At 69.2% G+C, this 12,514-nt stretch carries 14 protein-coding genes; 8 read left to right on the top strand and 6 right to left on the bottom strand.

The window, feature by feature from the left end; genetic code table 11:
* Positions 1 to 97: 97 nt before the first annotated feature.
* A complete protein-coding gene (gene sodX / locus IEY95_RS30110; RefSeq protein WP_189189423.1) occupies positions 98 to 532 on the top strand; it encodes a nickel-type superoxide dismutase maturation protease in 435 nt (144 codons plus the stop codon).
* Here the strand turns inward: sodX and IEY95_RS30105 are convergent.
* Positions 436 to 1,065: a CGNR zinc finger domain-containing protein gene (locus IEY95_RS30105; protein ID WP_189189299.1), complete on the bottom strand. Its 630-nt coding sequence runs from the start codon at positions 1,063 to 1,065 to the stop codon at positions 436 to 438. The genes sodX and IEY95_RS30105 overlap by 97 nt on opposite strands.
* 101 nt (positions 1,066 to 1,166) lie before the next feature.
* On the opposite strand from IEY95_RS30105, the gene IEY95_RS30100 reads away from it, so the two are divergent.
* The 3 genes from IEY95_RS30100 to IEY95_RS30090 all read left to right on the top strand — a co-directional run bounded on the left by IEY95_RS30100 (position 1,167) and on the right by IEY95_RS30090 (position 3,342).
* Entirely contained in the window at positions 1,167 to 1,925 is a 759-nt protein-coding gene (locus IEY95_RS30100) for a class I SAM-dependent methyltransferase (RefSeq protein WP_189189298.1), read from the top strand.
* A 146-nt stretch (positions 1,926 to 2,071) separates the two neighbouring features.
* Complete coding sequence (locus tag IEY95_RS30095; protein ID WP_189189297.1) at positions 2,072 to 2,560, top strand: sigma-70 family RNA polymerase sigma factor; 489 nt, start codon at positions 2,072 to 2,074, stop codon at positions 2,558 to 2,560.
* Positions 2,557 to 3,342 carry a hypothetical protein gene (locus tag IEY95_RS30090; RefSeq protein WP_189189296.1) on the top strand — a complete coding sequence of 262 codons (786 nt, stop codon included), beginning with the start codon at positions 2,557 to 2,559 and terminating at the stop codon, positions 3,340 to 3,342. Before IEY95_RS30095 ends, IEY95_RS30090 begins: the two co-directional genes overlap by 4 nt.
* A 132-nt stretch (positions 3,343 to 3,474) precedes the next feature.
* On the opposite strand, the gene IEY95_RS30085 is transcribed toward IEY95_RS30090, so the two are convergent.
* Genes IEY95_RS30085 through IEY95_RS30075 form a run of 3 tightly spaced genes read right to left on the bottom strand, consistent with a single transcriptional unit; the run spans position 3,475 to position 6,196 of the window.
* Complete coding sequence (locus IEY95_RS30085; RefSeq protein ID WP_189189422.1) at positions 3,475 to 4,227, bottom strand: amino acid ABC transporter ATP-binding protein; 753 nt, start codon at positions 4,225 to 4,227, stop codon at positions 3,475 to 3,477.
* A gap of 35 nt (positions 4,228 to 4,262) precedes the next feature.
* The gene (locus tag IEY95_RS30080; protein ID WP_189189295.1) at positions 4,263 to 5,201 is read right to left on the bottom strand and encodes an amino acid ABC transporter permease; all 939 of its coding nucleotides are present in this window, start codon (positions 5,199 to 5,201) and stop codon (positions 4,263 to 4,265) included.
* A 38-nt stretch (positions 5,202 to 5,239) separates the two neighbouring features.
* Entirely contained in the window at positions 5,240 to 6,196 is a 957-nt protein-coding gene (locus IEY95_RS30075; RefSeq protein WP_189189294.1) for an ABC transporter substrate-binding protein, read from the bottom strand.
* 540 nt (positions 6,197 to 6,736) lie between these two features.
* Between IEY95_RS30075 and IEY95_RS30070 the strand changes: the two genes are divergently transcribed.
* The 4 genes from IEY95_RS30070 (at position 6,737) to IEY95_RS30055 (ending at position 10,228) form a co-directional block, all read left to right on the top strand.
* The gene (locus IEY95_RS30070) at positions 6,737 to 7,960 is read left to right on the top strand and encodes an NAD(P)-dependent malic enzyme (protein WP_189189293.1); all 1,224 of its coding nucleotides are present in this window, start codon (positions 6,737 to 6,739) and stop codon (positions 7,958 to 7,960) included.
* A gap of 417 nt (positions 7,961 to 8,377) precedes the next feature.
* Entirely contained in the window at positions 8,378 to 9,343 is a 966-nt protein-coding gene (locus IEY95_RS30065; protein ID WP_189189292.1) for a zinc-binding dehydrogenase, read from the top strand.
* 103 nt (positions 9,344 to 9,446) lie between these two features.
* Complete coding sequence (locus IEY95_RS30060) at positions 9,447 to 9,656, top strand: helix-turn-helix domain-containing protein (RefSeq protein ID WP_121405930.1); 210 nt, start codon at positions 9,447 to 9,449, stop codon at positions 9,654 to 9,656.
* Entirely contained in the window at positions 9,656 to 10,228 is a 573-nt protein-coding gene (locus IEY95_RS30055) for a Clp protease N-terminal domain-containing protein (protein ID WP_189189291.1), read from the top strand. The genes IEY95_RS30060 and IEY95_RS30055 overlap by 1 nt, the downstream gene beginning before the upstream one ends.
* Positions 10,229 to 10,372: 144 nt before the next feature.
* Here the strand turns inward: IEY95_RS30055 and IEY95_RS30050 are convergent, their stop codons facing one another.
* Entirely contained in the window at positions 10,373 to 11,443 is a 1,071-nt protein-coding gene (locus tag IEY95_RS30050) for a PadR family transcriptional regulator (protein WP_189189290.1), read from the bottom strand.
* Between the two features lies 1 nt (position 11,444).
* Positions 11,445 to 12,428 (bottom strand): DUF4097 family beta strand repeat-containing protein, encoded by a 984-nt coding sequence (locus IEY95_RS30045; protein WP_189189289.1) that lies wholly within the window; start codon positions 12,426 to 12,428, stop codon positions 11,445 to 11,447.
* Positions 12,429 to 12,514: the final 86 nt, after the last annotated feature.

The following is a 12,514-nucleotide window of genomic DNA, read 5'->3' as shown; positions in this document are numbered from 1 at the left end:
TGGGAGAGGGGTTTTCGCGAGTGCCCCCATGGGCTTAGGACAAAAGTCCAGGGTGAAACTGGGACTGGTGGAGGATAGGACCGGGGAGGTGCCGGTGATGCCGGAGCTGTCGCAGGAGACCGAGCGTGGGAGGGCCGTGCTGCCGTTCGGAGCAGCCGAGGTGACGGGACCCTCCATGGTTCCCACGCTTCAGCACGGGGATCGGCTCGTCGTGCAGTGGGGGGCGCGGGTCAGGCCCGGTGACGTCGTCGTCCTGCGTCATCCGTTCCAGCAGGATCTGCTGGTCGTCAAGCGGATCGCGGAGCGCCGGGAGGGGGGTTGGTGGGTGCTCGGGGACAATGCGTTCGCCGGGGGAGACAGCACTGATTACGGAACCGTTCCCGAGGAGCTCGTCCTCGGGAAGGTGCGGTTCCGGTACCGGCCCCTGAAGGGTGATCAGCGGTCGCCGGTCGCCGTCGTCCGGTGGGTGGCGGGGGCCGCGAGGCCCGTGCTGTCCGACCGGTCCGCCTCCAGGCGCTTGCGGGCGCGGTAGGCCGCCACGTTGGCGCGGGTCGCGCAGCGGTCCGAGCAGTAGCGCCGGGAGCGGTTGGTCGAGGTGTCCAGGTAGGCGTTGCGGCAGGGTGACGCCTCGCACAGGCCCAGGCGGTCGACGCCGTACTCCGTCAGATGGAAGGCCAGGCCCATCGCCGCGATGGCCGCGTAGCCCGCCGTCGCGTTCGACGGGTGATCCGCCAGGTGCATGTGCCACAGGGGGCGGCCGTCGTCGTCCCGGTAGTCGTGGCCGGAGATCTGCGGGCTCACCGGGAACTCCAGGAGGAGTGAGTTCAGCAGGTCCACGGCGAGGGTCTCGTTGCCGCCGTCCGCCGCTTCGAAGACCGCGCGCAGCCGAGCCCGTACGGAGCGGAAGCGGGTGACGTCCGCGTCCGTGGCGCGGCGGGCCGCCGAGGAGTTGCCGCCGAAGAGGTCGCGGACGGCCTCGACCGAGGTCAGCGAGTCCTTGCCCCGGCCCGGCTCCTCGCTGTTGACGAGACGGACAGCGTAATCCGAGTAATAGGCCAGTTCCACTTGTAGTCCTTACGGGGGCGCTCTATCGTCGTGGCTGCGGTCAGGTAACAGATGATCGTGCTTCCAGGGTATTACGTGGGCGAGCGAAGTAAGGGGCTTCCATGACCGTCAGCACCGGAACCGACTGGCGCGCCTGGCAGGAGAGCTGGGACCGGCAGCAGGAGTGGTACATGCCGGACCGCGAGGAGCGCTTCCGGGTGATGCTCGACATGGTCGAGGCGCTGGTCGGGCCCGAGCCGCGCGTCCTCGACCTCGCCTGCGGCACGGGCACCATCACGGCCCGGCTGCTCGCCCGCCTGCCCGGCGCCACCAGCACCGGCGTCGATCTCGACCCCGCGCTGCTGACCATCGCCGAGGGCACCTTCGAGGGCGACGACCGGGTCTCCTTCGTCACGGCTGACCTCAAGGACCCGCAGTGGCCCACGCTGCTGCCGTACGACTCGTACGACGCCGTCCTGACTGCCACGGCCCTGCACTGGCTGCACAGCGAACCTCTCGCGGCCCTCTACGGTCAGGTCGCGGAACTCGTCCGCGACGGCGGTGTCTTCATGAACGCCGACCACATGATCGACGAGACGACGCCCAGGATCAACGCGGCCGAGCGTGCGCAGCGGCACGCCCATATGGATCAGGCCAAGAAGAACGGCGCCCTCGACTGGGCCGAATGGTGGGAGCTGGCCGCGAAGGACCCCGTCCTCGCCGCGCCCACCGCCCGCCGCTTCGAGATCTACGGCGAGCACGCCGACGGCGACACGCCGTCCGCCGCCTGGCACGCGCGGGTGCTGCGCGAGAAGGGCTTCGGGGAGGCCCGGCCGGTGTGGTGCTCACCCTCGGACACGCTTCTCCTGGCCCTCAAGTAAGCCCGACGGGACCCCCAACCAAGCGCCGGCGACGGCGATCGAGGCGGTACGGAAATTCCGTACCGCCTCTTCTGCGTCCTGTGTGACCTCCCACCGCACTGGAAGGGTGAGACGGTCCGCGACCGCGGGCCGGGGAGGGAGGCGGGATGACGCGCGGCGAGGAAGTCGCTCTGCACGCCTTCGTGGAGGGCAGACGCACGGCGCTGTTCCGCAGCGCCTATCTGCTGTGCGGCAACCGCGACGAGGCGGAGGATCTCGTGCAGACGACCCTGGTGAAGGTCGTCCTCGGCGCGCGCCGGCACGGACGCCTCGACAACCTCGAGGCCTATGCGCGCAAGACGCTGGTCAACACCTTCATCTCCGCCCGTCGCCGGTTCTGGCGGCGCGAGCAGGCGTACGGCGAAGTGCCGGACGTGGCGGGGCAGTTGGTCGACAGCGACACCGGACTGATGGTGCGGGCCGCTCTCGCGGAGCTCGCGCCCAAGCAGCGTGCCGTGCTGGTGCTGCGCTACTGGGAGGACCTGAGCGTGGCCGCCACGGCCCAGCTGCTCGGGATGCGGGAGAGCACGGTCAAGAGCCACACGGCCAGGGGACTCGCGGCGCTCAGGGCCGCGGTGCGGGAGGAATACGCATGAACCAGAAGGAAGTCGAGAGCGAGCACGTCAGGGAACTGCTCGGGCGGGCCGTGCACGACGTGCGGGCGCCCGGGAGCCGCGGCAGCGAGGCCGTCTTCGCTCAGGCCTCGCGCGTGCGGTGGCGGCGGCGTGCGGCGGCGACCGGCGCTGTGGCCGCGGCCGTTGCAGCCGGCCTGGTGGCCGTCGGCCCCGGCCTGTTGAACAGCGGCGGGGGCGGGTCGAGTGTCGCCAGTGAGCCCACCGCCGGTGAATTCACCACCCAGGCGGCCAAGTTCGCGAAGCTGCTGCCCGCCGGGACCGGGAAGATCAGCGAGGTGTCGCTGCTGCGGCTGGTCAAGCAGGTGCCCAAGGCGCCGCTCCCGAAGCGTGTCGGGCCGTACGACGGGGACTACGCGGTCAGCCGGGACGGCGGCACCGGATACCTGAGCGTGCGGGTCCTGACCTCCCAGCAGGTCGCGGTCAAGACGGGCCGCAAGGGGATCGAGGACCCCTGCAAGGACGCCCCGAAGGACGGCCGGGTGAACTGCACCACCGAGAAGCTCCCCAACGGCAGCCTGCTGGGTATCTGGCAGGAGGGCGTGCCCGAGCCGGGCAGCTACTCCTACCCGAAGTGGGGCAAGACGTACGTCGCCTCGCTGAAGCTGACGGACGGCGGGATCCTCCAGGTCCGCGACACCACCGGTTTCCAGGGCAAGGGCCAGCTCGGTCCGCTGCTGAAGACGCCGCCGCTGACCAGGGCCCAGCTGCACAAGCTGATCCTGAATCCGGTGCTGCTGCCGTAGCCGGGACGGCATGAAGGCCGTAGCCGGGACGGCATGAAGGCCGTAGCCGGGACGGCATGAAGGCCGTAGCCGGGACGGCATGAAGAAGGGGCGGTACGGGAACTCCGTACCGCCCCTTGCTTCCGCGTACCGCTAGAGCACCTTGGACAGGAACGACTGCGTCCGCTCGTGCTGCGGATTCGTCAGTACGTCACGGGGGTGGCCGGACTCGACCACCACACCGCCGTCCATGAAGACCAGCGAGTCGCCCACCTCGCGGGCGAAGCCCATCTCGTGCGTGACGACGATCATCGTCATGCCGGACTCGGCGAGGTCGCGCATGACGTCGAGGACGTCACCGACCAGCTCCGGGTCGAGCGCCGAGGTCGGCTCGTCGAAGAGCATCAGCTTCGGGTCCATCGCCAGCGCGCGGGCGATGGCCACGCGCTGCTGCTGACCGCCGGAGAGCTGCGAGGGGTAGTTCTTCGCCTTGTCGGCCAGGCCCACGCGCTCCAGGAGCTGGCCCGCGCGTTCCCGGGCCTGGGCCCTGCTGACGCCCTTGACCTGGACCGGCGCCTCCATGACGTTCTCGAGCGCCGTCATGTGCGGGAACAGGTTGAAGCGCTGGAAGACCATGCCGATGTCCCGGCGCTTCAGCGCGACCTCGCGGTCGCGCAGTTCGTACAGCTTGTCGCCGTGCTGCCGGTAGCCGACCAGCTCACCGTCGACGTACAGGCGACCGGCGTTGATCTTCTCCAGGTGGTTGATGCACCTGAGGAAGGTCGACTTGCCGGAGCCGGAGGGGCCGATGAGGCAGAAGACCTCGCCGGACTTCACCTCCAGGTCGATGCCCTTGAGGACCTCGATGGGGCCGAAGGACTTGTGCACGCCTTCGGACTTGACCATCGTCGTGGCGGAGTCCGCCTTGGTCACATTGGCGGTCATGCCATGCCTCCCCTCGGACGGCCCAGCGACAGCAGGCTGGCCTTGATCTTCTGGAACGGGGTGGCCGGGAGGGTGCGGCTGCTACCCCGAGCGTAGTACCGCTCCAGGTAGTACTGGCCGACGCTGAACACCGAGGTCAGCAGCAGGTACCAGGCGGCGGCGAGGAAGAGCATCTCGGCCGGGGCGCCGGACGTCTGGCCGATGTCCTGGGCGACGCGGAACAGCTCGGAGTACTGAATCACGGCGACCAGCGAGGTCGTCTTCAGCATGTTGATGACTTCGTTGCCCGTGGGCGGCACGATCACGCGCATCGCCTGCGGGATCACGATCCGGCGCAGGGTCTTGCTGTGGCTCATGCCCAGCGCGTGGCTGGCTTCGGTCTGGCCCTCGTCGACCGAGAGCAGACCGGCCCGGCAGATCTCGGCCATGTACGCGGCCTCGTTCAGACCCAGCCCCAGCAGCGCCGTCAGCAGCGGCGTCATGAAGCTGGACCAGTAGTCCTTGTAGATCGGACCGAGGTTGATGTACGTGAAGACCAGGCCCAGGTTGAACCAGACCACCAGCTGCACGAGGACGGGGGTGCCGCGGAAGAACCAGATGTAGAACCACGCGATGGACGAGGTCACCGGGTTCTTCGACAGCCGCATCACGGCGAGGAGCACACCGCCGACGACGCCGATCAGCATCGAGAGGACCGTCAGCAGCAGCGTCTTGAGTACGCCGTCGATGATGCGGTGGTCGAAGAAGTAGTCGGGGATCGCACCCCAGTTGATCTTGCCCTGGGAGAACGCGTAGATCACGGCTACCAGGAGCGCGATCGCGACGACCGCGGAGACGTACCGCCCGTAGTGCCGGACCGGGATCGCCTTGATGGCCTCCGGTCCGGCCGGGGGAGTGTCCTCCGGGCCCGCCGTCTTGTCGATGTCAAGAGTCACGGGAGTTGTTGCCTTTCAGTGCCCGCTCGGATCCGCGGTCACTTGCCGCCGTTGACCGTGGCCGTCTTGACGGCACCGGCCTCGACGCCCCACTTGGAGATGACCTTGTCGTACTCGCCGTTCTTGATGACGGCGTCCAGCGCGGCCTGGAGGGCGTCCCGCAGCTGGGTGTTGGACTTGGCGACCGCGATGCCGTACGGCGCCGCCTCGACCTGCTCGCCGACGAGCTCGAAGTCCTTGCCGCCGCCGGAGGTCTTCACCGCGTACGCGGCGACCGGGAAGTCCGAGGAGCCGGCGTCGGCGCCACCGCCGCGGAGTCGGGTCTGGGCCTGCTGGTCGTTGTCGTACGACTCGATGGCGATCTTCTTGCCGCCGGTGCACTTCTTCGACTCGGACTTGGCGAGGTCCTCGGAGACCGTGCCGCGCTGCACCACGATCTTCTTGCCGCACAGGTCGGCCCAGGTCTTGATGTTCTGGGTCTTGCCCTTGGGGGTGTAGATCGAGACGCCGGCGGTGAAGTAGTCGACGAAGTCGACGCCCTCGCCGACCTTCTTGCCGGTGTCGGCGTCGATGCCCTCCTGACGGTCCTTGGTGTCCGTCATGGCGGACATCGCGATGTCGTACCGCTTGGAGCGCAGGCCCGTGATCAGGGTGTCGAAGGTGCCGTTCTGGAACTCGAACTTCACTCCGAGCTGCTTGCCCATCGCGTCCGCCAGGTCGGGGTCGATGCCGACCGTCTTGCCGGAGCTGTCCTTGAACTCGACCGGCGCGTACGCGATGTCCGAGCCGACCTTGATGACGCCCGCGTCGCGGATCGCCTTGGGCAGCTTGTCGGCCAGTGGCGCCGAGCTCGTGCCGGTGGTCGACTTGCTCGAGTTGTCCTTCGTCTGGTCACCGCAGCCGGTGAGGATCAGGGCGCCAGCGACCGCGATCGCACCGACCGCAGCTGTCCGGGAGCGCATGGCGGTCGTACGACGGGTGGAGCGTGCGGTCATGTTGGGTTCCTCCGGCGGATGAGGGAGTAGCCGATAGGTCGACGACAACACAGACCTTCGAGTGCCGCGACCTTGTGTGATGACGGCATCCTGCCATTCGGACGACGCCATTCAGGGGACTCGCTATGTCAAAATCGGATAACGGGTGACCCCCGAACCGCTACGGGCCGGTACATCAAGGCCGGACCTTGTGCGGGAATCTCTCGTTCCGGCCGGAAGATCTTCGGCGCATCTCGCGATGCGGGCGGCCGCTACTCCTCACTTGCGGCGACAGGAGGACAAGTCGTGGACTTGTCCACATATTCGGTTATGAGTCATGTCACCGGCATGTGACCTTCGCGTTATGGACTCGTCGTCGACACCGTCCGTCCGGTAAGAAGGTTCTTTACACCCCTCATCCGGGGCTCAGGGCGCGTGTGCGGCGCGCCCGTCGCGCCAAGCTCGTACGCAACCACGGCGGCTGGGCTTGCGTGGTGCCCGCCCACCCCTCAACCAGGAGTGGTCACCCTCAAACAATGAAGACTTAAGGGGTAAAACAAAGTGGCAGCGGAGATCGTCAATCCTCGCAGCGACAGCAGTACGGATCAGGAAGCCGGGGGCGAGCCCCTCGATTCCTTCGACCCGGCATTCGCGCTGCACCGCGGCGGCAAGATGGCTGTGCAGGCCACCGTGCCGATCCGCGACAAGGACGACCTGTCCCTGGCGTACACGCCCGGCGTGGCGAAGGTGTGCAGCGCCATCGCCGAGCAGCCGGACCTTGTCCACGACTACACGTGGAAGTCGTCCGTCGTGGCTGTGGTGACGGATGGGACAGCTGTTCTGGGGCTGGGGGACATCGGCCCCGAGGCCTCCCTTCCGGTCATGGAAGGCAAGGCCATCCTGTTCAAGCAGTTCGGCGGCGTCGACGCCGTGCCGATCGCGCTCGACTGCACGGGCGTCGACGAGATCGTCGAGACCGTGGCCCGGCTGGCGCCGTCCTTCGGTGGCGTCAACCTGGAGGACATCTCGGCACCGCGGTGCTTCGAGATCGAGCGCAAGCTCCAGGAGCGGCTGGACATTCCCGTCTTCCATGACGACCAGCACGGGACCGCGGTCGTGACGCTGGCGGCGCTTCGCAACGCCGCGAAGCTGACCGGGCGGTCGCTGGGCGACCTGCGCGCGGTCATCTCGGGCGCGGGTGCGGCCGGTGTGGCCATCGCCAAGTTCCTGCTGGAGGCAGGGCTCGGAGATGTCGCCGTCACGGACCGCAAGGGCGTCGTGTCCAAGGACCGGGACGACCTGACGGACGTCAAGCGTGAGCTCGCGGAGATCACCAACAAGGCCGGTCTGACGGGGACGCTGGAGTCCGCGCTCGCGGGCGCCGACGTCTTCATCGGCGTCTCCGGCGGTACGGTGCCGGAGCCGGCGGTGGCGTCGATGGCGGAGGGGGCCTTCGTCTTCGCGATGGCCAACCCGAACCCCGAGGTGCACCCCGACATCGCCCACAAGTACGCGGCCGTCGTCGCGACCGGGCGGTCCGACTTCCCGAACCAGATCAACAACGTGCTGGCGTTCCCCGGGATCTTCGCGGGGGCGCTGCAGGTGCGGGCGTCCCGGATCACCGAGGGGATGAAGATCGCGGCGGCCGACGCGCTGGCCGCGGTCGTCGGGGACGATCTTGCGGCGGACTATGTGATTCCCTCGCCGTTCGATGAGCGGGTGGCTCCGGCGGTGACCGCGGCGGTGGCCGCGGCTGCCCGGGCCGAGGGGGTTGCTCGCCGCTGACGCGGTGTGCGTGGTGGCCTCGCCGGGTTTCTCGGCGGGGCCACTTTTGCGTGGGGGCGTTCGGGCGGGGGGGGCTCCGCCCCTTTTCATGGGTGCGGGGAACTGCTTTCAGGGGCGCGGGGAACTGCGCGATCTTTTGGCGGGGGTCTGGGGGAGTAGCCCCCAGGTTCGATGGGGTCCAGGCACGGACAGCGGTCCTCGCGGCCTCGGTCGGCGGCCGAGGCCGGCGGAGCAGACCCAGCGGGGTACCTCCGCCATGGGTCCCCCTGCTCGGGCGAAGCCGAGAGCTTGGGGGAGGGCAGGGGCGGAGGGGGCGAAGGACATCCCCCGAACCCACCCCCGCGTCGGGGGTGGCGGGACGCGTGTCACAGGGGGACATGGTTCCCCCGGCCGGGGGCGGAGCCTATCGTCAAGGTCATGTTCGCTGCCTATGCCGCCCGAATCGACCGTGACCAGCCGCTGAACGGCCTGGAGTTGGGGGAGCGCCCGACCCCCGAGAAGAGGCCGGGCTGGACGACCGTGAACGTACGCGCCGCCTCGCTCAACCATCACGACCTGTGGTCGCTCCGCGGAGTCGGCCTGGCCGAGGACAAGCTCCCGATGATCCTCGGCTGCGACGCCGCCGGGATCGACGAGGACGGCAACGAGGTGGTGCTGCATTCCGTCATCGGCCAGACCGGCCACGGGGTAGGCCCCAAGGAACCCCGGTCCATCCTGACCGAGCACTACCAGGGCACCTTCGCCGAGCAGGTCTCCGTACCTACGTGGAACATCCTCCCCAAGCCCAAGGAACTGTCCTTCGAAGAGGCCGCCTGTCTGCCCACGGCCTGGCTGACGGCGTACCGGATGCTGTTCACCAACGCCGGGGTGCGGCCCGGTGACTCCGTCCTGGTGCAGGGCGCGGGTGGCGGCGTGGCCACCGCCGCGATCGTGCTCGGGAAGGCCGCCGGGCTTCGGGTGTTCGCCACCAGCCGCGACGAGGCCAAGCGGAAGCGGGCCGTCGAGCTGGGGGCCGTGGAGGCGCTCGAGTCCGGGGCGCGGCTGCCGCAGCGGGTCGACGCCGTCATCGAGACGGTCGGTGCCGCCACTTGGTCACACTCCATCAAGTCACTGCGGCCCGGCGGCACGGTGGTCATTTCGGGGGCGACCAGCGGCGACCGGCCCTCGCATGCCGAACTGACCCGCGTCTTCTTCCTGGAGCTGAAGATCGTCGGCTCCACGATGGGTACCAAGGACGAGCTCGAGGACCTGCTGTCCTTCTGCGCCGCCACCGGCGTACGCCCCGTCATCGACGAGGTGCTGCCGCTCGACCGGGCCCGCGAAGGGTTCGAGCGGCTGGAGGCGGGCGATCAGTTCGGGAAGATCGTGCTGACGAACTCCTGACGGTTTTCTCCGCCGACAACGGCCGGTCCGGTTCTCCGGGCCGGCCGTTGTCGTGTGTCAACTATGGTTGACAAGTTTCGACCTGTCAACGTAGGTTGACGTCATGACCGAAGCAACGGATCTTGCCGAGCGCGCGGGTGATCGCGATCCGCGGGTCGGGCTGCGCGCCGTCTCCGCGCTGCGGAGGCTGCTGGAGCAACTGGAAGCGGTGCAGGTGCGCAGTGCGCGCAATCAGGGCTGGTCGTGGCAGGAGATCGCCGCGGAACTCGGAGTGAGCAGGCAGGCCGTGCATAAGAAGTACGGGAGGCAGTGATGTTCGAGCGGTTCACCAAGGATGCGCGTGCTGTCGTCGAGGGGGCGGTGCTCCAGGCCGAGCGGGCGGGGGCCGAGACGGTGGAGGCGGAGCACATGCTGCTCGCTCTGCTTGACCGGGAGGGGAGCCGGGGATCGTTCGCTCTGGCGTCGCTCGGGCTGGCCGGCCGGCGGGACTCGGTGGAGCGGGACCTCGCCGAGGCGCGGCGTCGCGGTGGTCTCTCCCGTGCCGATGCGGACGCCCTCTCCGGGCTGGGTATCGACCTGTCGGAGATCGTCTCCCGGGTCGAGGAGGCGCACGGGGAAGGGGCGTTGGACTCGGGGAAAGGGGGTGGGGGTGGTCGGCGGGCCCGGCGGCGGCCCTTCGCCCAGGGGGCGAAGGGTGTGCTGACGCAGTCCCTGCGGATCGCTCTCGCTCGGCGTGAGCGGCACATCGGTGACGAGCATCTGCTCATGGCGCTCACCGTGCGGCCCGGGGTTCTCTCGGAGGTGCTTGCCGATCACGGGGTTACGCACGAGGCGGTGACGCGGGTGCTGTACGGCGGCGGCGGTGGTGTGGCCGAGGCGGGGTGAAGGTGCGCGGGGTGAGTATGGCGGCGTGGGCGGGGCGGGGCTGGGGGCGTTTTCGCCCCTCCGCCCCTGCCCCTCCCCTCTCCGGGAGCTACGCCCCCAGGCCCCCGTATCGCGCTTCGCGCTCGTCCTCGCACGCCGGACGGGCTAGACGTGCTTGCGCAGTGACGCCGCGATGTGTGCCGCCGCGGTCGACAAGTGGCGGCGGGTTTCCCGTAGTTGGTCCTCCGTGACGCCGTGGTCGCGGGCCGCGTCGCGGATGTCGTCGCGGAAGCGGTCCAGGAGGCGGTCGAGGTCGCGGGCGGGATTGCCGGTGGAGTCCTCGTGGGCCCAGGAGGGTTCGTAGTCGGCGGGGAAGTCCTCGCGGGTGACCGTGTACTCCGGTTCGGTGGTCGAACCCGCCTTCGTGTCCGTACGGCCGAAGCCGAAGTCCTTGCCGAGGTCCTTTCCGAAGTTCTTGCCGAAGTCGCCGAATTCCTTGGCCAGTTCGGTCAGTCCCTCGCGCACGCCGGTCGGCCAGTCGCCCCGCGCGAAATGGTCCTGCACCTGCTCCTGGACCCGCTTGGCCATCCGCTGCATCTCCTCCTGGGCCTGGGCGCGGGCTCGCTCCTGGGCCTCCTTGGCCTGGCGACGGGCGCGCTGGGCCTCGTCGCGGGCGCGGCGGCTCTCGTCCTTCGCTCGGCGGGCCTGCTCCTTCCACTCCTGCCGGACGCGCCGCATCTCCTCCTTCGCCGCCCGCCACGACTCCTTGTCCTGGTAGTCGCCGATGCCCCCGAAGTCGCCCGGCTCCGCGTCGTGTTCCTTGGCCCCGGTGCCACCCTTGGAACCCCGCCGGGCCTCCGTGGCGGCCGCCCGCATCTCGCGGCGCAGATCGCCCGCCGCGCCCCGTACATCGGCACGGATCTCGGCCGCGAGCTCTGCCACGGACTCCCGGATCTCCAGCTCCAGATCGGCCAGTTCGCCGCTGCGGTCGGCGAGTTCGGCGCGGCCCGCGTCCGTGATCGCGTACACCTTGCGGCCGCCCTCGGTGGTGTGCGTGACGAGTCCTTCGGCCTCCAGCTTCGCCAGCCGGGGGTAGACGGTGCCCGCCGAGGGCGCGTACAGGCCCTCGAAGCGCTCCTCCAGGAGCCGGATCACCTCGTACCCGTGGCGCGGTGCCTCGTCCAGCAGCTTCAGGAGGTAGAGGCGAAGGCGGCCATGAGCGAAGACGGGAGGCATGTCAGAGCACCTTCTTGTCGGTCGGGCCGTCGGTCGAGGTGTCTGTCGAGTCGTCGGTCGAGGTGTGGGTCGAGTCGTCGGTCGGGTCGTCGGTCGACGTGATCGTCGAGTCGTCGATTGGACCCTCGGACGAGGCCGCGTGCCGGAGGGCCGGATCGTCGTCGTACGGCCCGTCCTCCGTCGGTGGCCTGCGGAGCAGTGCGATGGAGCCGGAGACGGTCACCGCCTTCAGCCTGCCGTTGCCCGCGCCCAGTCGGCCGGTGATCTTCTTGGCACCCCACTGCCCACCGACCCGGAGATCCTCGAAGGCACTGGAGACGGTGCCGCTCGCGGTGTTCGCCTCGACCTCCGCGTCCGCCGGATGCGGGAGTCGGATGGCGATCTCGCCCGAGACATTGGTGAGCTGGACGTCGGTCGGGGCGCCCGTGGCGTCGAGGTCCACGATCATCGAGCCGCTCACCGATTCTGCCCGCACGGAGGAGCCCGAGCCCTCCACCACGGTCAGGTCGCCGGAGACGGAGTTGAAGCGGAGGTCGCCGGTGACGGCCTGGGCCTCCAGACTTCCGGACACCGTGTCCACCCGCACGGGACCCGCGATGCGGACGAGAGTCGTGTCGCCCGTGACGCCCTTGACCTCCACGCGCGCGTCCACCCCCGAGACCACGGCGGCGGCGCCGACCACGCCGACCTCGACCCGGGTGCCGGTGGGGACCGCCAGTGAGACCACCGCATGGCGACGCCAGCCCTTGCGGTCGAGCCACTTGAGGAAGCCCTTCCAGGGCAGGTCCTCGTACGCCACGCTGAGGGTGCCGTCCTTCTGGGTCACCTGGAGCGGCGGGCCCTCGAGGTCGGACACCTCGAGCCGGGCGGAACCCTCGTCGGTGCCCACGACGTTGACAGTTCCATTGACGATGCGTACGTGCAGCGCCGTCACGGGGTCGTCGAAGGTGAGCTTCCTCGGCTCTGCGACGGACCACTCGGACATGGTGCAGACCTCCTCGACCGGACCGGACCCCCGTCGAGTCCGGACTCGACGCGCCATATCGCGTCTCCCGTCATTCACGATATATC

Source organism: Streptomyces albiflavescens (assembly GCF_014645835.1).
In the GTDB taxonomy this organism is placed as follows: domain Bacteria; phylum Actinomycetota; class Actinomycetes; order Streptomycetales; family Streptomycetaceae; genus Streptomyces; species Streptomyces albiflavescens.
This window is presented reverse-complemented; position numbering and strand designations above follow the sequence as displayed.